The organism is Streptomyces griseochromogenes, from assembly GCF_001542625.1.
Taxonomy (GTDB): Bacteria; Actinomycetota; Actinomycetes; order Streptomycetales; family Streptomycetaceae; genus Streptomyces; species Streptomyces griseochromogenes.
Map to the genome: position 1 here is coordinate 7,366,117 of NZ_CP016279.1, position 22,658 is coordinate 7,388,774.

A 22,658-nucleotide genomic window follows, 5' to 3' on the forward strand; every position below is an offset into this window, starting at 1 on the left:
GAACCTGTTGGAATGAGGAAGAAGGTCCGCGAGACGCCTCAAGGGGATTGCGTCTACAAGCGGTTGAAGTTGATCTTGCACTGAAGGCGCGGCTATCACAAGAGGGTGTCCACATGGTGGATACGAGGTGTCGCCGAGATGTCGTTCCGGTGCGTCGGCCGTTCAACTCGACGCGGGCTCGGACTCCGTGACGTCGGCCTGCGCGGGTACGGCGGCTGCCCGCGAGGCCGCGAGCCGGCCCGCGACGGGCCGTACGAGCGCGGCGGCGAGGCAGAAGAGGGCACCCAGGGCGAGCCAGCCCCAGCCGCCGAGGGCGATCACCACGCCGGTGAAGAGCACCGGTCCGGCGATTTCCTGCACGCTGAAGCCGAGGTTGAAGACCGACAGGTACTCGGCGCGCCGCTCGCCCGGCGCATGACGGTACGACAGCTCCCACGCGCCCGCGGACTGCAGCATCTCGCCGAACGTCATGCCGGCCATCGCCACCACCAGAAGGGCCACCGCCGGCCAGCGCCCCACGGTCCCCGCTGCGGCCAGCGCGGCACAGCACACCGCGAGGGCGACGCCGGCTCCGACGAGACAGCGCCGGGCACCGGCCTCGTCCTCGGCCCGGCGCGACAGCGGGACCTGAAGGGTGACGGCCATGAGGGTGTTCACGGTGGTGAGGACGGCGACCACGCCCACCGGGGCGTCGGTTCCGGACACCACCCACAGCGGGATGCCGACGGACAGCAGGGTCATGTGCAGGATGAGCACGCTGTTGAGCCCCGCCAGCCCGAGATAGGGCAGATCGCGCACCCCGGCCAGCGCCTTGAGGACACCGCCCTCGCTCGGCGGGGCGGGCACATGGGCGGCGAGCCGCAGCCGCGCGAGGACCACGGCGGCGATCACGAAGGAGGCGGCGTCGCCGAGGACGACCGAGCGGAAGGCCCAGACGGTGCCCGCGGCGAGCAGCGGGGCGGCCCCGAGGGCGCCGATGGAGAACCCGGCGTTGCGCAGCGTTCTCAGGATGGCCATCGTGCGCACCCGGTGCGCCTCACCGACCGCGCCGGCGACCACCACCTGGGTCAGCGGGGACACCGCGGCCTCGGCGAGCGCCAGACAGCAGGCGATGACGGTGAACGAGTAGACGTCACCGGCGAATCCGAGCGCCGAGAACCAGACCGCGCGCCACAACTGCAGTGCCACCAGCAGCCGGCGCGGTCCCACCCGGTCCCCGAGGCGCCCGAGCGGGATCCCCGCGACGAGCCCGACCGCGCCGGCGGCGGCCATCGCCCAGCCGAACTGGGAGTCGGACAGGCCCACGTGGAGCACGGCGAACACGGCGGAGCCGGCCAGGTAGAGCCCGGTGCCCGCCGAGTCGATGAAGGAGATCACCGCCAGCCGCCGGCCGGCCGGGCCGGGCGGCACATAGCCGCGCAGTCCGCGACCGGTCACGAGGCGGCCTCGGTGGTGACGCGGATCAGGTCGCGGGCGTGCTCCGCGCGCGCCGTGGCCTCTTCGGGTGTCGCGCCCGTCGCGATCACATGGCCCAGGCGGTCCCACGAACTGGTCACCGAACCCACCGTGGCTCCGAGCTCCGCGTAGACCTCGCTCTCCACGACGCCGGGGGCCCGGCCGGACTCGTCCACGCCCTCGACGGCGGTGACCACGCCGGGCTCGGCCGTCACGAAGCGGATGGCCGCCGCGCGGCCGGGCCCGCCCGCGACCCGCGGTGCCGTTCCTTCGAGCACCCGCAGATAGTCCTGGGTCAGATCGCAGGAGTGGCTGAGGTTGACGAGCAGATCGATGCAGTCGCCCGGGAGCCGTCCGGCACACTCGACGAGATGCGGGCGCCCCTCGTGCAGAATCCATTCCGCATGGACCACGCCCGTACCGAAGCCGGTCGCCGCGAGCAGCTGCCGGGTGGCCTCCACCATCCGCTCCGCGACATCGGGCGGCAGCGGCGCGGGCGCGACATGGCCGAGCTCCACCGGGCTGTCACCGTGCTGGACGCTCTTCGCGGTGATGTTGGCGAACACCGCGCGGCCGTCCCTGACCAGTGCCTCCACGCTGAATTCCGGGCCGTTAAGCCGCTGTTCGACGAGGTACTTCGGCGGCAGGGCGTGCCGGGCGCGCTGCCGCGCCTCGTCGGCCGACGTGGTCTGCGCCCAGACGGCGCGGGCGTCCGAGCCGGAGTCGAGCAGCCGTACGCCGAGGCTGGCCTGCCGGTTGGCGGGCTTGACCACGCAGCGCCCGCCGAAGCGGCCGCGGAACGCGTCGATGGCGTCGGCGCTCTCGACGACCTCCCACTCCGGCTGGTCGATGCCGTGCTTGCCGGCGACGGCACGCAGCAGGGACTTGTCCCGCAGCGTGCGGGCGGCCTCCACGCCCGCCCCGGGCACGCCCCAGGCGTCGGCGAGCGCGGCGGCCGCGACGACGCCGTACTCGAGCGCCGGAATCACCGCTCGCAGCCGCTGGGGACGGGGCAGCAGGGCGGCCAGCCGTTCGGCGCCCGCCTCGTCCTGCGTGGGCGCTTCGACCAGGCCCGCGACGCACGCGAAGCCCGAGACCCGCTCCCGCCCACGGCGGGCCCGGATGGTGTCGGGCTCGTCCAGCACCAGCACGCTGCGCTCGGGCAGCATCCGCTCCAGATCCGTCAGCAGCGCCACGCTCAGCCCCACGGCCACATGTGTGACCCGACTGGCGTCCACGGAAATTTCGGTCATCTTTCCTCCGGCCCGCTGCTGCGGGCTAGTCGGTCCCCTGCAAAGTATTCCGAGAGGGTGTCGGGCAGGGCACAGCCATCCCGAGCGGGACATTTTCGGCCCATCTACGGAGTCGCGAATTCAGGAAAACAGACATCCCCGTAGCTTCCTGCAACTCGCCCTGCGGCATCCCTCCGGCGCCTTGGGCGCCCCGTGGGGAAACCTGTGAGTCAGCTGTGCGCCTCGGCCCCCCGACACCGCACACCTATCGACACCTGCCCCTATAACAGCAGGTCAGAACGTCGACACGAACGTGATCTTGACCACACGAAGGAGATCTTGCCGCGATCTGGTGGCCTCAGGCAAGATCGTTTCGCCAGATGCCGAATAGCACCGAACTCTTCCTCGGGGTCACGGGGGCGACCGCTCCGCAAAGCATCCGTGCCCCAGTCGGAAATCTTCTGCCGTTCGGCCCGGTGGCGTTTCGCCCGTTTTCCCAAGGAATACGGCGCACACCGGGGACGCACCAGGCACGCCTTATAACGGGGAATTCACATGACCACGAACACTATTCATGCGGCCGCACGGCCACATCCGGAATGGGAGAACCTCACCGGAACAGCACCCTTCTACCTCGGCGCCGCATGGCTGCGGTTCATCGACTCCGCGGGAGGCGCCGAACCCCGCTACCGCGTCCTGGTCCGCGACAGACACCCCGTGGCCGCACTCGCCGCACACTGGAATCCCGACGAGTCCCATCCCGACTACCGGGCACAGGAGGTGCTGGCCGAGGCAGGCCCGCCCCGCCTCACCCTGGGCGGCCGCCGGGGCTATCGCTCGGGCCTGCTGCACGCACCCGGCGCCGGTCCGGACAGCGTCACGGCGGACCTCGCCGAGCTGCTGGCCGATGCCGTCGAGGACGAACCCCGCGCCGAGGGCCGCTGGTGGTGGCCCTTCCTGACCACGGACGAGTCGGACCTCGTGCTCGCCGCGGCCCGCCGCGCCCGCCCCTCGGCCTCCCTCCAGCTCCGGCTGGTCGGCGCCGACTGCGTCATGGACGTCGTCGGGGACGGCGTGGACGACTTCGTCGCCGCTCTGCCGGCCAAGCAGCGCCGCACCAACTTCCGCCGCGAACAACGCCGCTACGCCGACAGCGGGCTGCGCTCACGACGGCTCCGGCTCTCCCAGGTCTGGGAGGAAGCGGCCGAATTGCACGCCCAGGTGCAGCGCAAGTACGGTCACGACACCTCCGTGGAGCACCTGCGGGGCTTTCTGCGCCGGCTGGCCGACCAACTGGACGACCTCTCGGTGGTCTTCGCGGCCTACGACGGGGACCGGATGATCGGCTTCACCCTGTGCTTCGCCATCGGCGGGGAACTGACGGTGCGCCTGAACGGCCTGGACTACGCACACCTGGCCGACGCGGACGAGTACGCCCAGCTCACGGTGCACGAACCGCTGCGCTACTGCTACGAGAACGGGCTGCGCCGGCTGCACCTGGGGATGGACTCGTACGACGCCAAGTGCCGCCGGGGCGCCCGTGTCCGGCCGCTGTGGGCCGTCGTGGGCGAGGACCCCGCTGCGGACACCACCTCACGCAGACGTCTCGACGAGCTGGCCGCCGCCATGCCCGAGCGCGAGGCGGAGCTCCTCGTGGCCGAGGTCACCGCCCGGCTCACCGCGCCCGACGCGGTCTGACACCGGGCCGCCCGGCCGCGACGGCGATCCGCCGTGCCGCGTCCCGGCCGCCCTTCCCTTTCACACCGGTGCGCTTCCCCTCCGGAACACCTGTGTCTTTCCCCTCCGAAGCCCGATCGAAGTCCGAGCAGAGAGAGCCCTCATGACCCGGCATGCCCTGGTCCTATGTTCCCGTCGCCGCGCCATGCCCGCACGGCTGTTCGAAAGCCCTGGAGCGGAGCGGGTCTCGGTCGTCACCGAGACCGGTCACACCCATCGCTTCCCGCTCGGCGTCGACATCGTGGAGGTGTCCGACATCCGCGACTGCGGCGAGGTGCTGCGCGCGGCGGTCTCCGTCGCGCGCCGTGAGCCGGTCGAACACATCGTCACCCCGGTGGAGTTCAGCCAGGCCACGGGCGGATACGTGCGCTCCACCCTGGGTCTGCCAGGGCTCGGCTACGAGTCCGCGCTCGGGTTCTCGAACAAGTACGTGATGAAGCGCCGGCTGCGTGAGGCGGGGCTGCCCGTCACCGAGTTCGCCCAGGTCCTCGCGCTGGAGGAGGTGCCCCGTGCCGCCGAGCGAACGGGCTGGCCCTGCGTGGTCAAGCCGGTGTTCGGCGGGGGCTGCCTCGACGTCGTGGTCTTCGAGTCACGGGCCCACTTCGACGCGTTCGCGGCCTCGCCGGAGGCGGACTCGCTGCGTGAGTCCCGCGATCCCCTGATCGTCGAACGCTTCGTCCCGATGGACGCCGAGTACCACTGCGACGGCGTGGTGCACGACGGAGAGGTGCAGTTCGCGGCGGCATCCCGCTACTTCACTCCCCTCCTAGGCCAGATCGACAACTTCAGCGGCTCGTACTTCCTGCCCGACGGCCACCCCGATCTCGCCCCCGCGCTCGACCTGCACGCCCGCGCCGTACGTGCCCTGGGCATGCGGTCGGGGGTGACCCATCTGGAGCTGTTCAAGACCCGCGACGGCTTCCTGGTGGGCGAGATCGCCTGCCGCCCGGCCGGCGGCGGCATCACCGAGGCACTCGATCTGCAGTACGGCGTCGACCTGTGGCAGGCGTTCTGGGACACCTCCATCGGCCGCGCACCACGCTGCGAGCCTCGGCGCAGGGACGGCATCGTCGTCAACGCGGACTTCCCGACCCGGCCCGGGCGCATCACCCGGCTGGCCGCCGAGGCGGAACTGGCCGCACTGCCCGGTGTGATCAGAGCCCGGATGACGATGGCGGTCGGCGATGTCATCCCGGTCGACCTGACGTCCTCGACCAGTCCGGGGCTCGTGTTCTACGAGGCGCGCGACGAACAGCAGGTCGCCTCCCGTCTCGACCACATCCGCGACGCCTACTTCCTGGAGACCACCGCCCCGTGAACAGGCCGACCGCCGAACCCGGACGGCATCCGGGCCACCGCGCGCAGCGGACGGCACCCGACTGCGCGGCACCCTCCGCCCCCTTGTCCCCGACGGCGCCCGACACCGTCGTCGCCCGCTTCGAGCGGATCGCGGCACGCCACCCGGGCCACCCCGCCGTCGAGCAGCACGGCGATGTCACCGACTACGCCCGGCTGCACCGCCGTATGCGCGAGATCTCGGCCGGGCTCACCGGCCTGGGTGTCGGGCCCGGCGACCGGGTCGCCCTGCGCGGCCGGGCATCGGCCGAACTCGTGGCCGCCGTGCTCGGTGTCCTGCACTGCGGCGCGGTGCTGCTGCTCCTCGACGAGTCCCTGCCGGCGGCCCGTGCCGAGGCGTTCACCGAGCAGGTCAGGCCGCGCGTCCGGCTGGCCGCGGACCCCGTGGCACCCGCGCCGGGCGAGCTCCCGGTGGCGCGGTTCACCCGGGCCGGGGACCACACGCCGGTGCCCGGCGACGAGGCGTACGTCTTCTTCACCTCCGGCTCCACCGGTGCCCCGAAGGGCATCCTCGGCAGCCATCGGGGACTCGCCCACTTCATCGACTGGGAGATCGGAGCCCTGCGCGTCGGCCCCGGCGACCGGGTGGCCCAGCTGACCAGCCTGTCCTTCGACGTCGTCCTGCGGGACCTCTTCCTGCCGCTGTGCTCCGGAGCGACCCTCGTCCTCTCGGACACGCCCGGGAACCTGCACGGGCGCTCCGTGCTGCCCTGGCTCGCCCGCACCCGGGTGACCGTCCTGCACACGGTGCCCTCCCTGGTGCGCGGCTGGCTGCGCTCCGGCTGCGACACCGGACCCACCGCCCTGCGCGCGACGTGCTTCGCCGGTGAACCGCTGGACGCCCGGCTCGCCGGACAGTGGCGGGCCGCGGCCCTGCCGGCCGGTGAGATCTGGAACTTCTACGGCCCGACCGAGACCACGCTGGCCAAGCTGGCCCACCGGGTCACCGGCACCGAGAGCCCCGGCATCCTGCCCGTGGGGCGCCCCCTGCCGTCGTGCGAGGTGCTCCTCGTCGGTCCGGACGGCCGTCCGGCCGCCCCCGGCACGACGGGCGAGGTCGTCCTTCGCACCCCGTTCCGCAGCCGTGGCTACCTCGACGGTGAGGGCAGGCGGCCCACCGGGGGGTTCCGGCACGACCCCGACGGCGGAGCGGACGACTGGCTCTATCACACGGGCGACCTGGCCTCCCGCACGCCGGACGGCCACTACGTCGTCCACGGCCGGCGCGACGACCAGGTCAAGATCCGCGGACTGCGGGTGGAGCCCGCCGAGGTCGCCGCGCAGGTGCGCGGCGCGGCCGCCGCCCACGGCGGCGGGGACGCCTTCGTGACGGCCGTCGAGCGGCCGGATCCGGGCGACAAGCAGCTGGTCGCGCTGGTGGACGGCGGTCTCACCGAGGCCGCGCTCGCCGACGTCGCAGGCACCCTGCGCGAACGGCTGCCGCTGGCCATGGTGCCGTCCGTGTTCCGGTCGCTGCCCGTCTTCCCGCTCACCGCCAACGGAAAGGTCGACCGCGCCGCCCTGCGCACGCTGGCCCGGCAGGCCGCGGCCGAGGACGCGGCCCCACAGGCCGAGGGCTCCGCGCCGTCCGGAGCGAACGGCGACGACCCGGTGCTCGCCGCCGTGTGCGCGGCCATGGCGACGGCGCTCGGGCTGGCCTCCGTCCCGCCGGACGCCGACTTCTTCGCCCTGGGCGGCGACTCCCTGGCCGTCGCGGAGCTGCTCGCGATCCTCGCCGACGAGCACGGCATGGCGGACCTCGGCCACACCGACGTCCTGCGGGCGCCCGGCCCCGCCGCACTGGCGGCACGGATCGGCCGGCGGGACGTCACCACGGGCGCCGGCCGGTTCGACCCCGACGGCATCCCGCACACGCCCACGATCGGAGAGCCGTATCCGCTCTCGCCGCAGCAGCGCCGGTTCGCCGCCTTCTATCTCACCGAGCCGCCGCGCAACTGGTCCACCGTGCAGCTGCGCGTCCCGCTGCCCGAGCACCTCGACGTCCGCGAGCTGCGCGCCGCCCTGCGGGTGCTCGTGGCCCGGCACCCGAGCCTGCGCACCCGGTTCGCCACCGTGGCGGGAGTCCCGCACCAGGAGGTGCGCCCGCCGTCGGAGGTGCCGCTGGACCTGCCGGAGCACGCCGGTCCACCGGGCGTGGTCGCGGCCGCTCTGATCACCGAGCCCGTCCCCGTCGACGCGGGCTTCCCCTGGTCCGCGGCGGTGGCGCGGGACGCCGACGGCGCCGAGCTGATCCTGACGCTCAACCACATGGTCACGGACGGCACGTCCCAGACGATCCTGAGGGCGGACCTCGATGCCGTACTCGCCCATCTGCGGCACGGCAGCGCTCTCCCGCCGCCACCGACGGCCCCGGCCTACGTCGAGTACGCACGCCGGCAGAACGCGGCCGAGCAGGCGGACACCGAACGGCTGCTGGCCTTCTGGCGCCGCGAGTTCGCGGGTCTCGCACCGACCGCCCTGCCCCGGCCCGCGGGGCACCGCGAGGACGCGCGGGGAGCGTACGCCGCTCTCGGCCTCGACCTGGCGGGGGCCGCTTCGCCGGGCGCGGCGGCACGCGAACTGGGCTGTACGCCCTTCGCGTTGATGCTGGGCGCGTTCACGGACACGCTCGCCGAGCACCTCGGCCGCGACGACCTCGCGGTGCAGATCCCGTCGACGGGGCGGCCGCACCCCGCCACGCTCCCGGTCGTCGGCAACTTCCACAACATCGTCCCGGTACGGCTGTCCCGCCTCGCCTCGCCGGCCGGCACCGCCCGTGAGGCGCAGGCCGCGCTCGCCCGCTCCCTGGACCATCAGTGGCTCCAGCTCGACACCATCGTCCGCGCACTGGGCATGGACCCGGCGGCCGAGCCGTATCCGCTCAGCAGCGTGCTGTTCAACGCCATCCCCGGGTCCAGTCCCCTGCTGCCCCAGGGGACGGGCTTCACCGCGGGCGGCCTGCCGTACGACGTCCGTTACGACCTGATGGGTGTCGTGCGCGGCCAGGGCGACGCCTGGGTCCTCGAACTCCATTACAGATCAACCCTGTTGGACCCGCAGACCGCCGAGCGGCTGCTGCGCTCCATGGCCGGCCGTCTCACCGGCGCCGGCACACCGCCCGAAGCACACCACACCACTCACTGAACCCGAGGCATCTGACTTGTCGAAACATGACGCTGACCTGATCGGGATCGGATTCGGGCCGGGGAACCTGGCCCTCGCGGTGGCCCTCAAGGAGCGCCACCCGCACCTCCGCGCCGTCTTCCTGGAGGCACGCCCGGGCCCCGCCTGGCAGCCGGGCATGCTGCTCGACGGCTCCGACATCCAGAACAACCCCGTGCGGGACCTGATCTCACCGGCCGACCCGCGCAGCCGGTTCACCTTCATCAACTATCTCCACGAGACCGGCCGCTTCTTCTCCTACCTCAACCTCGGCATCGACTACCCGCTGCGCAAGGAGTACGCCGGGTACGTGCGCTGGGTGGCCGAGAACGTCGGCGCCGACGTCCGCTACGGCGCCGAGGTCACCGCCGTCGTCCAGGACGGGGACGACCCGGCCACGGCGGTCGTCCGGCTGAGTGACGGGTCCGAGCTGCGCGCCCCCGCCGTGGTGGTGGCCCCCGGCCGCACCCCGTACGTGCCCGAGCCCTTCGATGCCCGGCGCGACCCCCGGGTGCGCCACTTCACCGAGTACCTGGACGCGCTGTCCCTCATCGAGGGGCGGGCCGAGCCGCGGGTGGTGGTCGTCGGCGGCAGTCAGAGCGCGGTGGAGCTGCTGCTCGACCTGCGGTCCCGGCTGCCGCGCGGCCGGGTCACGGGCATCGTGCGGAGCTTCGGCTACCGGCAGAAGGACACGAGCCCGTTCATGGACGAGGTCTACCTGCCGGAGTTCGTCGACTACTACTACGCGGCCTCCGAGGACGCCAAGCGGGCCCTCAACCGGGACCTGCGCTTCACCAACTACTCGGCCGCCGACATCGACGTGGTGCACGAGCTGTATCTGAAGTTGCACGAGGACCGGCTCGACGGTGCCGAACGCGTCGAGGTCCGCCGCTGCACCGCCGTCGAGGCGTGCGCCTCCGATGACGACCGGGTGACCCTCTCCGTGCGCGAGCGGTACACGGACACCGTGGACGAGATCGACGCCGACCTGGTGATCCTGGCCACGGGCTTCAAGGACCTCGGGTCCCCGAAGGAGGGCGGGGAGTTCCTGCCCGCCCTGCTGGACGGCGTCGCCGCCGAAGTGCGCAGCACCCCGTCCGGCCGTGCCGACGTCGGCCGTGACTACCGGCTGGCCGCGGCCGACCCCGAGGCCCCGTTCCCGCTGCTGTATCTCAACGGTCTGTGCGAGACCTCGCACGGCATGGGAGACGCGGGCTCGTTCAGCCTGCTCGCCCTGCGGGCCAAGGAGATCGCCTCCTCGCTGGAGCACCACCTCGACGGGCGGGAGACCCCTGCCCCCACCGACCGCGCCACCGCCTGAGCCGACGAAGGAAACACAGTCCATGCACGGCAACACGGAGCTGCTCCAGTTCCAGGAACACCACGAGTCCAGCGCCCGCACCTATCCCCGCAATCTCCCGCTGGCCATCCAGCGCGCCTTCGGCAGCCATGTCCTCGACATGGAGGGCACGTCGTACATCGACTTCCTCAGCGGCGCCGGTGTGCTCGCCCTCGGTCACGGCCATCCCCGTGTCCTGGACGCGATCCGGGAACAGCTCGACCTGCTCACCCACGGACTGGACATCCCCACCCCGGTGAAGGCCGAGTTCACCCGCCGCCACCTGCAGATGCTTCCGCCGGGCATGCGTGACCGGATGCGCGTGCACTTCTGCGGGCCCACGGGCGCCGACGCCGTGGAGGCCGCGGTCAAGCTGTGCAAGACCGCCACCGGACGCTCCGACGTCGTCGCCTACCAGGGCGGCTATCACGGCTGCACCGCGGGTGCCATGGCGCTGACCAGTCTGGTCGCGCCGAAGCGGCAGGTCGCGAACCTCATGCCCGGCGTGCACTTCATGCCGTACTCCTACTGCGCCCAGTGCCCGCTGCGGCTGTCCCCCGACAGCTGCGACGTCAACTGCGTGGCGCTGCTGGAGTCCGCGCTGTCGGACAGCCACGCGGGCTTCACCACCCCGGCGGCGGTGATCCTGGAGCTGGTCCAGGGCGAGGGCGGCTCGATCCCCGCCCATCCGGAGTTCGTGCGCAGGGTGCGCGAGGCGACCCGGGCCGCCGGTGTCCCGCTCGTCGTGGACGAGATCCAGACCGGTGCCGGCCGTACCGGCACCTGGTTCGCGTTCGAGCAGTACGGCATCGAACCGGACGTGATCCTGCTGTCCAAGGCGATCGGCGGCGGCCTCCCCGTCTCCCTGATGCTCTACGACCAGGCCCTGGACGTCTGGGAGCCCGGTTCCCACATCGGCACCTTCCGCGGCAACCAGCTCGCGTTCGCCGCCGGCCTCGCCGTGCTCGACGTCTTCGAGAAGGAGGACGTGCTCGCCAACGTCCGGGCGCGTTCGGCCCAGGCCTTCGCCGCCCTGACCCCGCTGGAGACGGAGCTCCCGACGGTGCTCCAGGTGCGCGGCAAGGGGCTGATGATCGGGGTGGAGCTGGCCGGGACGCCCGCCGTGGACGCCGGCGAGCTGGCCCGTGAGGTCCAGCGGGTCTGCTTCGAGGGGGGCCTGCTCATCGAGCGCGGCGGCCGGGACGACCGGGTGCTGCGCCTGCTCCCCCCGCTGAACATCTCCGAGGAGACGTTCGCCCGGGGACTCGACATCCTCGCCACGGCCGTCCGCGAGACGACCCGCCGCCATCTGCCCGCCGCGTCCCTGATCTGAGGAAGCACCATGCCCACACTTTCCGAGCGCTCCCGCGTCTTCAGGCCCCAGCCGATGTTCGAGATCCTCGCCGCCGCGCAGGAACTGGAGCAGCGCGGTCTGCCCGTCATCCACCTGGAGATCGGGGACACCAAGGGGTTCGTCAACCCGCACGTGGTGCGCGAACTGCGCACGGTCACCGAGAATCCCCAGCTCGGCTATGTCGCCTCCGGCGGTACTCCGGCGCTGCGGCAGGCCTTCGCCCGCCAGTACGCGGCGGAGAAGGGCGTCGCGTTCACCGAGCGCAATGTCGTCGTCGCCCCGGCCAACGCGCTGATCAGCCAGTATCTCGGCGTCACCTGTGATCCCGGGGACGCCGTGCTGATTCCCGACCCGGGCTTTCCGACGTACTTCCTGGGCGCGGAGTTCAACGGCCTGCGGGTGATCACCTACCCGCTGGACCCGGCCGACGGCTGGAACCCCGACCCGGACGCCGTCGAGGAACTCGTCCGTCAGAACCCCGATGTCCGCTGCCTGCTGGTGAACTCGCCGTCCAATCCGCTGGGCACCGTGATGGAGCCCGGCCGGCTCCAGGCGCTGCTGGACCTGGCGGACCGGCACGGCCTGCACTGTCTGTTCGACGAGACCTACAAGAACCTGGTCTTCGACGGCGACACGCCCGCTCCCCTGCACCGGCCCGGCGTCACCTACCTGTACTCGCTTTCCAAGGACGCGGCCGCGCCGGGCCTGCGGGTGGGGTGCGCCGTGAGCGAGAACACCGAGCTGATCGGCAAGCTGGTCGACTACAGCTCGCTGTTCTTCTCCTGCGGGCCGGGACTGATGCAGGAGGCCGCGCTCGCCTACGTGACCCGGGACGACAGCGCGGAGTTCGCGCGGGGCATCCGGGAGGAGATCACGGCGCGGGTCGAGAAGGCCGACAAGATCCTCGCGGAGTGCGAGGAGTTGTCGTACGTCCGGCCGTCCGCGGCGTTCTATCTCTTCCTCGACATCTCCTCGACCGGGCTCGGCGCCCGGGAGTTCGCCTACCGGCTGCTGCGCGAGCAGCAGGTGTGCGTGTGCCCGGGCGACTCCTTCGGTCAGCAGGGAGCCGGCTGTGTGCGGGTGACCCTCGCGGGCGACCCCGTGGAGCTGGAGGACGGCCTGCGCCGGCTGGCGGCCTTCGTCCGGTCGGCCCGAACGGAGGCCGAAGCGCACCGCTGAGGCGTGTCGCACGAACCCCGGGCCCGTGGTCCGGGGTTCTCTTGTCGGCAACGGCCGCACGGGCCAGCATGAGCATGGCCGGGTGCGGTGACAGATGACGACAGGCGCACGCGGGGTGGCCTGGACGAGGTGAGGGGCGAGCCGTGTTCTACTACCTGCTCAAGTACGTGCTGCTGGGCCCCCTGCTGAGACTGGTCTTCCGGCCCCGGATCGAGGGCCTGGAGAACGTACCGGCGACGGGTCCCGCGATCGTCGCCGGGAACCATCTGTCCTTCTCCGACCACTTCCTGATGCCGGCGATGCTCAAGCGCCGGATCACCTTCCTCGCCAAGGCGGAGTACTTCACCGGGCCCGGTGTCAAGGGCAGGCTCACCGCGTTCTTCTTCCGCAGCGCCGGGCAGATCCCGGTGGACCGTTCGGGCAAGGACGCGGGGCAGGCGGCGATCCGCGAGGGGCTCGGTGTGCTGGGCAAGAGCGAACTGCTGGGCATCTACCCGGAGGGCACCCGTTCGCACGACGGCCGGCTGTACAAGGGCAAGGTGGGGGTCGCGGTCATGGCGCTGCGGGCCGGTGTGCCGGTCGTGCCGTGCGCGATGATCGGCACTTTCGAGGCGCAGCCGCCCGGCAAGGTGATCCCGAACCTCCATCCCGTCGTCATCCGCTTCGGCAAGCCGCTCGACTTCTCCCGCTACGCCGGCCTGGAGCACGAGAAGGCCATCCTGCGGGCCGTCACCGACGAGATCATGTACGCGATCCTCTCGCTGTCCGAGCAGGAGTACGTCGACCGGTACGCGGCCGTCGTCAAGGCGGAGCAGACGGCGCAGAAGAAGGAGCACAAGTTCCCCCGGGCGCCGCTCGGTTGACGGCGAAGGGGCGGCCGGAGAGTCCGGCCGCCCCTCATCGCCGTACCGTCGCGGTCACGGCTTGGGCGTGGCGTGCGGCGCGCAGCTCACGTCGGAGGTGTCCAGCTCACCGCTGAGCAGGTAGGAGTCGACCCGCTCGTTGACGCACGGGTTGACCAGGCCGGTCACACCGTGGGAGCCCGCGCCCTGCTCGGTGATCAGGCGGGAGCCCTTGAAGCGCCGGTGCAGATCGACGGCGCCCGGGTACGGGGTGGCCGCGTCCCGCGTGGACTGGACGATCAGCACCGGCGGCAGGCCGCGGTGCGTCCTGACGTCCACCGGGGTCAGCTGCCGGGTCGGCCAGGTGGCGCAGGGCAGGTTCAACCAGGCGTTGGCCCAGGTCATGAACGGGTAGTCCTGGTTGAGCCGGGTGTTGTCCCGGTCCCACCGCTGCCAGCTGGTGGGCCACTTGGCGTCGGCGCACTCGACGGCGGTGTAGACGGCGTTGCCGTTCTCCGCGCTGATGTTGCCGGCCGTGTTCGACAGGTCGGGGGCGGCGGCGTCGACGAGTGCCTTGGTGTCTCCGGCGACGTACTTGCCGAAGGCGCTCGCGACCGGAACCCACGAGGAGTCGTAGTACGGGGCGTTCTGGAAGAAGGAGATCAGCTCGGCCGGGCCGACGAGCCCGCCGATCGGGCTCTTCTTGGCGGTGGCGCGCAGCTGAAGCCACTCGGCCTGGACGGCGGCGCGGGTGGTGCCGAGGTGGAAGGCGGCGTCGTTGGCGGCGACCCAGTCCTCCCAGTCCTTCCAGCGGCCCTCGAAGGCGATGTCCTGGTCGAGGTTGGCCTGGTACCAGATGTTCTCGCGCGACGGGTCGACCACGCTGTCGACGATCATCCGGCGCAGGTGGCCCGGGAAGAGGGTGCCGTAGACGGCGCCGAGGTAGGTGCCGTAGGAGACGCCGAGGTAGTTGAGCTTCTTCTCACCGAGCGCGGCGCGGATGACATCCAGGTCGCGGGCGGTGTTCGGCGTGGTCATGTGCGGCAGCATGGCGCCGCTGCGCTCGGCGCAGCCCTGGGCGTAGTCGCGGGCGAGCCCCCGCTGGGCCTTCTTGTCGGCCTCGGTGTCCGGCACCGGGTCGGCCTTGGGCGCCTTGACGAACTCTTGTGGATCCACGCAGGAGATGGGCGCGGAGTGGCCGACGCCGCGCGGGTCGAAGCCCACGAAGTCGTAGGCCTTGGCGACGTTCGCCCAGATGGCGTTCTTGGTGGTGACCCGGCGCGGGAAGCGCAGCCCGGAGCCTCCCGGACCGCCCGGGTTGTAGACCAGGGAGCCCTGGCGCTCCTGCGGGGTCCCCGTGTTGCCGATGCGGTCGACGGCGAGCTTGATCTGCTTGCCGTACGGCTCCGCGTAGTCCAGCGGCACGCTGACCCAGCCGCACTGGATGGGCTTGTCCAGTCCCCAGTCCGCGGGGCAGTCCTGCCAGTCGATGCCGGCCTCGGCGGCGCGGGCGGCGGCGATCTCGGCGCCGCGCGCCTCGCGGTCCTGTCCGTGGCGGCTGTCGGCGCCGGCCGCGGGCGCCGACACCACGCCGGCTATCAGGGTCGCGGTGACGAGTGCTCCGGCGGAACCGAGCGCCATCAGACGGCCCTTCGGTCTGTTCTCCCTCAAGTTGGGCCCCTCCCCTGCGTCTTCAAGTGGTCAGGCGGGGATCCTCCCGGCTGTGAGCCGTCTGAGAACAGGGGTCGCGAAGGCTTCTTTGCCAATCCGATAAACGGACGGCCGCGTCTCGCTGAGCGGGCGCAAGCGCCTACCCCAGCAGGGCCAGCGCCTCGTCCAGCACGCGCCGCAGCCTGAGCGCGTCGGGCGCCACGGCGCTGACGAGTACGGCGGGCCCGGCGAGCGGTATCACCGCGGCGTTCTCCCCCAACATGCGCGCGGCGGGCGGCCGCTCGGCGAACTCGGGCCGTGCGACGACCAGTTGGCCGACCGACCGGTGCCCGGCGAGCACGGCGGGCCCGTCCCAGCCGCCCGGTGCCCCGGGTCCGCAGGCCAGCTCCTGGTCCAGCACGGTGCGGCCCGCGACCCGCACCGTGAGCCGGCTGCCGAGCCGCCCCGGCTCCTCCCCGAACCGCCCGAGCACCTGCTCCTCGCGCAGCACCAGCCGTGCCCCGACGCCGATTTCGGCTCGCGTGGTGACGTACAGATCGCTGCCACCGGCCGCGATCAGCTGCTCGGGCAGCCAGCGCAGTTCCCCGCCGTCGGCCACGTCGAGCCGAACGTCGTAGCGCGCCGCGCCCCCGGTCTGGCCGGGCAGCGCGATGGTGGCGGCCGCCGACCCCACGTGCAGCCGGGCGCCCTCCTCCACCCGCGCGTCCAGCGCGAAGCGGTCGCCGCCGAGCGGTCCGCTCATCGCGCCGACGACCATGACCCGCGCCTCGCCACCGCTCCCCCGGGTGCGGCGCAGCGCGAGCGGGCCGTCCGAGTCCAGCACGGGCAGCGCCGTACCGCCGCGCCCGTCGGCGCGGGCCGCGATCCGTGCGTGTGCCCGGACTCCGGTCGCCGTCATGCCGTCCACGCGCCGAGCCGCTCCCGCACCCAGGCGGCCACGTCGGCGACACCGGACTCGCCGCGCAACGACTGGAGGACCACGGGGAGTTCGGCCCGTTGCGCCTTGGCGTCGGCGGCCATCCGGGCGAGGTCGGAGCCGACGTACGGCGCGAGGTCGGTCTTGTTGACCACGAGCAGGTCGGCGGTGGTGACGCCGGGCCCGCCCTTGCGCGGGATGTCGTCACCGCCGGCCACGTCGATCACGAAGATCTGGGCGTCCACGAGCCCCTTGGAGAAGGTCGCGGTGAGGTTGTCGCCGCCGGACTCCACGAGGATCAGGTCCAGCGGCCCGACCGCCTCCTCCAGGTCCTCCACGGCTTCGAGGTTGGCGGAGATGTCGTCGCGGATCGCGGTGTGCGGGCAGGCGCCGGTCTCCACGGCCGTGATCCGCTCGGGCGGCAGCACGGCCTCCCGGAGCAGGAACTCGGCGTCCTCGCGGGTGTAGATGTCGTTGGTGACGACGGCCAGCGACAGCTCGTCGCGCAGCGCCCGGCACAGCGCGGCGACGGTCGCGGTCTTCCCGGACCCGACCGGACCGCCGAGCCCGATGCGCAGGGCACGGCGGGTTCCGTCGGGCCGGTGGGCGTCGGCGCTGACGGCGCGGGCGCCGTCGTGGGTGTGGTCGAGGTGCATGTGCGGCTCCAATTCAGCCAAGTCCGGCATTGATCGGCCCGTCCGGGGGTGCCCCCTCTGGGGGGGGAGTTCGGGGACGAGGCCGTTCAGGCCGATGGGGGGTCTGCGGGCGCAGCGCCCAGGTCAGGAAGCGAAGAGTCGTACCGGCCAGGCCGCATGCCACTGCGCACCGACCTCCAACAGCGGCCCCGACGCGGCGGGCAAGGCGTCGACACCCTCGCCGAGCACCCTCCGCGCGGCTTCCACCGCCGTATTCGCGACGCGGTCCAGCTCCGGTGCCAGCCGGGCCAGAACTCCCGTCGCGTCGAACGGATCGAGGCTCAGCAGACGCACCGTGGCGGTCGCCGGCCCGCTCACGCTCTCGTACACCGCGCAGTACGCCGCGTCCTCGGGCTCCAGACCGGCTGCTCGGGCGGCGACGCCGAGAACGACCGGCTGGTGCGCTCCCTTGGGGAACTGGCGTGCCAGCGCGTCCAGTTCGGCCGAGGGCCAGCTCGCCCGCGCGGCACGCATCAGCTGCCGGCCGAGCCTGCGTGCGGCGACCCGCAGCGCGGGTGAGGGGGTACGGGCGTCCGCCGCCGCGTCCAGCTCCCGGGGTTCGACGCCCAGCGCGGCGGCGGCGGCCAGCGCCCCCGCGACCAGCCCGGCGGTGTGCAGCCGACCCCGGCAGAAGCCTTCCAGGCTCGCGGCACAGGTGATCCGGCCCGCCTTGACGGCGGCCTCCGCCCCGCCGGAGTGCGCGTGTCCTCCGGCGGGGAAGCGGCCGTCGGCCAGGACGAGAAGTGCTGCCCTGGACATCAGAAGAGGAAGTAACGCTGGGCCATGGGCAGTTCGGTGGCCGGTGTCGCCTCGACCAGCTCGCCGTCGATGTGCACGGCGAAGCTGTCGGGGTCGATCCGCACCTGGGGACGCGCGTCGTTCTCCCGCATCTCCGCCTTGGTCACCAGGCGCGTGGAGTCGATCGCGACGAAGCGCTTGCCCAGCTGGAGCCGCTCCGGCAGTCCGTCCTCGATGGCCAGCGGGGCCACGAAGTTGAACGAGTTCGCCGCCGGTGCCCGTCCGATCGCCCCGTACATCGGCCGGGGCAGGATGGGCTGCGGCGTCGGGATGGAGGCGTTGGCATCACCCATCTGCGCGTACGCGATCTGGCCGCCCTTGATGACCAGGTGCGGCTTGACCCCGAAGAACGCGGGCTCCCACAGCACCAGGTCGGCGAGTTTGCCGGTCTCGACGGAGCCGATCTCGCGGGCGAGGCCCTGGGCGAGCGCCGGGTTGATCGTGTATTTGGCGACGTAGCGCCGTACCCGGTGGTTGTCGGCCTGCCCGTCACCGGGCAGGGCACCGCGCCGCCGCTTCATGACATGGGCCGTCTGCCAGGTGCGCAGGATCACCTCGCCGACGCGGCCCATGGCCTGGGAGTCGGAGGAGATGATCGAGATCGCGCCGAGGTCGTGGAGGATGTCCTCCGCGCCGATGGTGGACGGCCGGATCCGGGATTCGGCGAACGCCAGGTCCTCCGGCACCGCCGGGTTCAGGTGGTGGCACACCATCAGCATGTCGAGGTGTTCCTCGGCGGTGTTGACGGTGAACGGCCGGGTCGGATTGGTGGAACTGGGCAGCACGTTCGGCTGCGAGACCACGGTCATGATGTCCGGGGCGTGGCCGCCCCCGGCGCCTTCGGTGTGGTACGAGTGGATGCCCCGGCCCGCGATCGCCGCGAGGGTGTCGCCGACGAAACCGGCCTCGTTCAACGTGTCCGTGTGGATGGCGACCTGGATGCCGGTGCGGTCGGCGACGGTGAGCGCCGCGTCGATGACGGCCGGGGTCGAGCCCCAGTCCTCGTGCAGCTTCAGGCCGGCCGCGCCGCCCCGGATCTGGGAGAGCATCGCCTCGTGGGAGACCGTGTTGCCCTTGCCGAGGAAGCCGACGTTGACCGGGTAGGCCTCCATCGCGTCGAACATCCGCGCGAGATGCCAGGGGCCGGGCGTCACGGTCGTCGCCTTGGAGCCCTCGGCCGGTCCGGTGCCGCCGCCGACCAGCGTGGTGATGCCGGCGCAGAGCGCCTCGTCGGCGATCTGCGGGCAGATGAAGTGGACGTGCGCGTCGATGGCACCGGCGGTCAGGATGCGCCCGTTGCCGGCGATCACCTCGGTCTCCGGACCGATGACCAGATCCGGGTGCACCCCGTCCATCGTGTCCGGGTTGCCCGCCTTGCCGATGCCGGTGATCCGCCCGTCACGGATGCCGACGTCGGCCTTGACGATCCCCCAGTGGTCGATGATGACGACCCCGGTGACGACGGTGTCGGGGGTGCCCTCCGCGCGCGTGACACGCGACTGGCCCATGGACTCGCGGATGACCTTGCCGCCGCCGAAGACCGCTTCGTCACCGGCGCGCCCGGGGCCGCCGGAGCGGTCCTCCTCGATCTCGATCAGCAGGTCGGTGTCGGCGAGCCGGATGCGGTCGCCGGTGGTGGGGCCGAACAGATCGGCGTAGGCGTCGCGGGAGATCTCAGGCATCGAGGGCACCTCCTGTCTCGCCGCGCAGTCCGGGCACGATCCGGGCGCCGGCCAGGGGCACGAGCTGGACGTCGACCGGGATGCCGGGCTCGAAGCGGACGGCGGTCCCGGCGGCGACGTTCAGCCGCTTGCCGCGTGCGGCGTCCCGGTCGAACTCCAGGCCGGGGTTGGCCTCGGCGAAGTGGTAGTGGGAGCCGACCTGGACGGGCCGGTCGGCGGCGTTGAGGACGGTCAGCCGGGTGACCTCACGGCCCTCGTTGCAGACGACGGGGCCGTCCGCGAAGAACACCTCTCCGGGAATCATCGCGCCCCCCTCAGATGATCGGCTCGTGGACGGTCACGAGCTTGGTGCCGTCCGGGAAGGTGGCCTCGACCTGTACGTCGTGGATCATCTCAGGGACCCCGTCCATGACCTCGTCCCTGGTGAGGAGCTTGCGGCCGGAGGACATCAGCTCGGCGACCGTACGGCCGTCGCGCGCGCCCTCGAGGAGGTGCGACGTGATGAGGGCGACCGCTTCCGGGTGGTTGAGCCTGAGCCCACGGGCCCTGCGCTTCTCGGCCACATCGGCCGCCACATGGATCAGCAGCCTCTCTTGCTCGTGCGGGGTCAGTTGCACGTCCCACCTCACAGTCCTTGCTCCGGACCGTGCGGGGTCCGGTTGCCGCTGCCACCGCGACGGGATAGGTGTAACACGCAGACAAAATTGCCCCGATGATGACCAATCCGGGCAGAAAAACCCGTGGTGGCGTGGATCGGCAGGCTAGTTCGCCGGAGTTTCAGCGACGTTAACCAGACCTTGATCGGCGCATGACTGCGTAATGGACTCGCTCACACCCGGTCGGCGGAGGTGCCGCACCGACCCGGCTCACCCGAGGCGCACGGTCAGGAGACGGCGGGCCCCCGGTGCTCCGCCGCGATCCCGAAGCGCTGCCGTTCGCGCGCGGCGGAATTCGTCTCGCGCACCCCGGACACCGAACTGATCACCTGCTCCTCGGCCGACTCGTCGAGCGCGTCGAGCCGCTCCAGGTCGGCGGCCGAGACCAGCGCGACGAGCGGCTTGCCGTGCCGTGTCACGACGACCCGCTCACCGCCGTACACCACCCGGTTGATCAGGTCGGCGAGCTCAGCCCTGGCTTGCGTCACCGGAATCTCGTAGGCCATGCACCCATCATAACGTCACGTACGTCCTGTACATTTTTTACAGAAGCGGAGCCGCCAGTGCTCCGCCTGGAGGAGGGGTACGCCCATGACCCGACCGTCCGCCCGTCATGTCCTGCCCGAGTTCACCGAGCGCACGGGCACGGGCCACCGCACGCTGGATCCCTACTCGAAGCTCTTCGAGAGCCGGGTCGTCTTCCTCGGGACACCCCTCGACGACACGGCCGCGACGGACGTGATCACTCAGTTCATGCAGCTCGAACACGCGGCACCGGACCGGGACATCACGCTGTACCTGAACTGCCCGGGCGGCTCCTTCACCGCCATGACCGCGGTCTACGACACGATGCGGTACGTCAGTTGCGACGTGGAGACCTATTGCCTGGGCCAGGCCGCCTCCGCCGCCGCGGTGCTGCTCACGGCCGGGACACCGGGCAAGCGCTTCATGCTGCCGAACGCCCGCGTGGTGCTGGAACAGCCCGCCCTGACCGAGCCGGCCAAGGGGCAGCCGAGCGACCTCGCCATCCAGGCCGAGGAGCTGGTACGGATGCGCGCCCTCATGGAGGAGATGCTGGTCCGTCACACCGGGCGCACCGCGGAGCGGATCCACCAGGACCTGGAGCGGGAGCTGGTGCTCGACGCGCCGGGCGCACTGGCGTACGGCCTGGTGGACGGCGTCGTCCCGAGCCGCAGGGCGCAGCCCGGCGCCGGACACGCGGGGTGAGCGGGCGGTGCTTCCGCCGGAACTTCCGCCGCTGCCCGCGCTGACGCGCGCCGAGGGCGAGTTGATCGACCGTTACCTGGAGGCGGCCGACCTGCTGGGCCGCATCAACCCGGCGCAGACCGGGGACACTTATCGTGGGCTGCGCGCGGCGCAGGCCCTGGTGCGCAAGGCGGCCGAGCTGCGCGACGCGCTGACCCTGATGCACCAGCGGGGCGAGACGGAGCTGCACGGGGACACGCTGGCACGGGCTTTGCGGGTGCTGGACGGCGAGCGCCGTACCGCGCGCGTCACGCTCCCGCCCGACTGCGTCGGCTGACCCGGACGTGCGTCCGGCCCGACGGGTCCCTCGTGTCGACGGACCGCCCGGGCCGGGCCTCGGACGACCCGAACGGCCTACCGCCGACCGGGGTATCTCACGACCCTTTTGCGGGCCTCCCGACTTGCGCGCAACTCGTGTTTGAGACTCATGCTCACCTGCTCCGCCCCAGGTCCGGGGCTACGCGCGGGACCTGACGGTGACTCGAACATCCCGTTGTCCACCCGAACGGGCGAGTGGTGAGTAACGCCACAAACCCCCGATTCCATTGGGATTTTCCGACTGCTGTGAGTCAAGATCCCTGACTGACGACAAGCCCCCGCCACAGCGGCGGGGCGGTCCGGGCGGACGCCGAGTCCTGCCGCCGCCCGGATGACCGGTCGACAGGAGTGGATCGGCAGGAGTGGAGGACCCGAGCAAGACGGGTCGCCGGGACGGACGTTCGTCACAGACGGGCGGTCGTGCCGAGCAGCCCTTGGGGTGAAGCCGCGGCAACGCGGCCGGGCAACTTCGCCAGCCCGAATCCGACAGGTCATCCTTCACAGGCGGCTGACGAAGGGTTGCGCATGACTGCGCTCAATCGTGTCCCGTCGCTGATGGCCCGGGCCGGCACGGCCTCGGCTCTCACCCTCGCCGCCGTGGGCGGCTCGATCACGGTCCCGGGCCTCGCCACCGACGCCTCGGCCGCCACGATAGCGACGAAAGCACTCCAGATCGCGGCCTCCAAGAAGGGTTCCCCCTACCAGTACGGGGCCACCGGGCCACGCCGGTTCGACTGCTCGGGGCTGACGCTCTACTCGTTCAAGAAGGCCGGCAAGCGCCTGCCGCGTACGGCCGCCCAGCAGTACAACAAGACGCACCACATCTCGGCCGGGAACCGCAAGGCCGGCGATCTGGTGTTCTTCCACTACGGATCCAGCGTCTACCACGTCGGCATCTACGCCGGGAAGAACAAGATCTGGCACGCCCCGAGGACCGGGTCCGTGGTGCGGCTGGAGAAGATCTGGACCAACGCGGTCTGGTACGGCCGGGTCAGCTGAC

General features: G+C 71.8%; 20 protein-coding genes. 10 read left to right on the forward strand and 10 right to left on the reverse strand.

The window, feature by feature from the left end:
- Window positions 1–162 precede the first annotated feature (162 nt).
- Together AVL59_RS31635 and AVL59_RS31640 are read right to left on the reverse strand one after the other, a co-directional pair.
- Complete coding sequence (locus AVL59_RS31635; RefSeq protein ID WP_067311352.1) at window positions 163–1,437, reverse strand: MFS transporter; 1,275 nt, start codon at window positions 1,435–1,437, stop codon at window positions 163–165.
- Window positions 1,434–2,708, reverse strand: a complete 1,275-nt coding sequence (locus AVL59_RS31640; protein ID WP_067311355.1) for an ATP-grasp domain-containing protein — start codon at window positions 2,706–2,708, stop codon at window positions 1,434–1,436. Before AVL59_RS31640 ends, AVL59_RS31635 begins: the two co-directional genes overlap by 4 nt.
- A 534-nt stretch (window positions 2,709–3,242) precedes the next feature.
- Here AVL59_RS31640 and AVL59_RS31645 point away from each other — a divergent pair.
- The 7 genes from AVL59_RS31645 to AVL59_RS31675 all read left to right on the forward strand — a co-directional run bounded on the left by AVL59_RS31645 (window position 3,243) and on the right by AVL59_RS31675 (window position 13,677).
- Window positions 3,243–4,385 carry a GNAT family N-acetyltransferase gene (locus tag AVL59_RS31645; protein ID WP_067311357.1) on the forward strand — a complete coding sequence of 381 codons (1,143 nt, stop codon included), beginning with the start codon at window positions 3,243–3,245 and terminating at the stop codon, window positions 4,383–4,385.
- Window positions 4,386–4,569: 184 nt separating this feature from the next.
- Complete coding sequence (locus AVL59_RS31650) at window positions 4,570–5,742, forward strand: ATP-grasp domain-containing protein (protein WP_067311358.1); 1,173 nt, start codon at window positions 4,570–4,572, stop codon at window positions 5,740–5,742.
- Complete coding sequence (locus AVL59_RS31655) at window positions 5,739–8,924, forward strand: non-ribosomal peptide synthetase (protein WP_067311361.1); 3,186 nt, start codon at window positions 5,739–5,741, stop codon at window positions 8,922–8,924. Before AVL59_RS31650 ends, AVL59_RS31655 begins: the two co-directional genes overlap by 4 nt.
- Before the next feature lie 16 nt (window positions 8,925–8,940).
- Complete coding sequence (locus AVL59_RS31660) at window positions 8,941–10,263, forward strand: lysine N(6)-hydroxylase/L-ornithine N(5)-oxygenase family protein (RefSeq protein ID WP_067311364.1); 1,323 nt, start codon at window positions 8,941–8,943, stop codon at window positions 10,261–10,263.
- A gap of 22 nt (window positions 10,264–10,285) precedes the next feature.
- Entirely contained in the window at window positions 10,286–11,614 is a 1,329-nt protein-coding gene (locus AVL59_RS31665) for an aspartate aminotransferase family protein (protein ID WP_067311366.1), read from the forward strand.
- 9 nt (window positions 11,615–11,623) lie between these two features.
- Window positions 11,624–12,814: a pyridoxal phosphate-dependent aminotransferase gene (locus AVL59_RS31670; RefSeq protein ID WP_067311368.1), complete on the forward strand. Its 1,191-nt coding sequence runs from the start codon at window positions 11,624–11,626 to the stop codon at window positions 12,812–12,814.
- A gap of 143 nt (window positions 12,815–12,957) precedes the next feature.
- The gene (locus tag AVL59_RS31675; protein ID WP_067311371.1) at window positions 12,958–13,677 is read left to right on the forward strand and encodes a lysophospholipid acyltransferase family protein; all 720 of its coding nucleotides are present in this window, start codon (window positions 12,958–12,960) and stop codon (window positions 13,675–13,677) included.
- A 54-nt stretch (window positions 13,678–13,731) separates the two neighbouring features.
- Here AVL59_RS31675 and AVL59_RS31680 read toward each other — a convergent pair whose 3' ends face one another.
- From AVL59_RS31680 to AVL59_RS31715, 8 genes are all read right to left on the reverse strand, one after another.
- Entirely contained in the window at window positions 13,732–15,297 is a 1,566-nt protein-coding gene (locus AVL59_RS31680; protein ID WP_067311373.1) for an alpha/beta hydrolase, read from the reverse strand.
- 169 nt (window positions 15,298–15,466) lie between these two features.
- The gene (locus AVL59_RS31685) at window positions 15,467–16,225 is read right to left on the reverse strand and encodes an urease accessory protein UreD (protein ID WP_067318007.1); all 759 of its coding nucleotides are present in this window, start codon (window positions 16,223–16,225) and stop codon (window positions 15,467–15,469) included.
- On the reverse strand, window positions 16,222–16,899 hold the full coding sequence (ureG, locus tag AVL59_RS31690) for an urease accessory protein UreG (RefSeq protein WP_067311376.1): 678 nt from the start codon (window positions 16,897–16,899) through the stop codon (window positions 16,222–16,224). The genes AVL59_RS31685 and ureG overlap by 4 nt, the downstream gene beginning before the upstream one ends.
- A gap of 123 nt (window positions 16,900–17,022) precedes the next feature.
- On the reverse strand, window positions 17,023–17,697 hold the full coding sequence (locus AVL59_RS31695) for an urease accessory protein UreF (protein WP_067311379.1): 675 nt from the start codon (window positions 17,695–17,697) through the stop codon (window positions 17,023–17,025).
- A complete protein-coding gene (locus AVL59_RS31700) occupies window positions 17,697–19,418 on the reverse strand; it encodes an urease subunit alpha (RefSeq protein ID WP_067311382.1) in 1,722 nt (573 codons plus the stop codon). The genes AVL59_RS31695 and AVL59_RS31700 overlap by 1 nt, the downstream gene beginning before the upstream one ends.
- Window positions 19,411–19,722 (reverse strand): urease subunit beta, encoded by a 312-nt coding sequence (locus AVL59_RS31705; RefSeq protein ID WP_067311385.1) that lies wholly within the window; start codon window positions 19,720–19,722, stop codon window positions 19,411–19,413. Before AVL59_RS31705 ends, AVL59_RS31700 begins: the two co-directional genes overlap by 8 nt.
- A 10-nt stretch (window positions 19,723–19,732) precedes the next feature.
- Window positions 19,733–20,035 (reverse strand): urease subunit gamma, encoded by a 303-nt coding sequence (locus AVL59_RS31710; protein WP_067311388.1) that lies wholly within the window; start codon window positions 20,033–20,035, stop codon window positions 19,733–19,735.
- 266 nt (window positions 20,036–20,301) lie between these two features.
- A complete protein-coding gene (locus tag AVL59_RS31715) occupies window positions 20,302–20,580 on the reverse strand; it encodes a type II toxin-antitoxin system Phd/YefM family antitoxin (RefSeq protein ID WP_067311390.1) in 279 nt (92 codons plus the stop codon).
- A gap of 85 nt (window positions 20,581–20,665) precedes the next feature.
- On the opposite strand from AVL59_RS31715, the gene AVL59_RS31720 reads away from it, so the two are divergent.
- The 3 genes from AVL59_RS31720 (at window position 20,666) to AVL59_RS31730 (ending at window position 22,657) form a co-directional block, all read left to right on the forward strand.
- Window positions 20,666–21,301, forward strand: a complete 636-nt coding sequence (locus AVL59_RS31720; RefSeq protein WP_067311392.1) for an ATP-dependent Clp protease proteolytic subunit — start codon at window positions 20,666–20,668, stop codon at window positions 21,299–21,301.
- Window positions 21,302–21,308: 7 nt separating this feature from the next.
- Window positions 21,309–21,617: a hypothetical protein gene (locus AVL59_RS31725; RefSeq protein WP_067311395.1), complete on the forward strand. Its 309-nt coding sequence runs from the start codon at window positions 21,309–21,311 to the stop codon at window positions 21,615–21,617.
- A gap of 566 nt (window positions 21,618–22,183) precedes the next feature.
- Window positions 22,184–22,657, forward strand: a complete 474-nt coding sequence (locus AVL59_RS31730) for a C40 family peptidase (RefSeq protein ID WP_067311397.1) — start codon at window positions 22,184–22,186, stop codon at window positions 22,655–22,657.
- Window position 22,658: the final 1 nt, after the last annotated feature.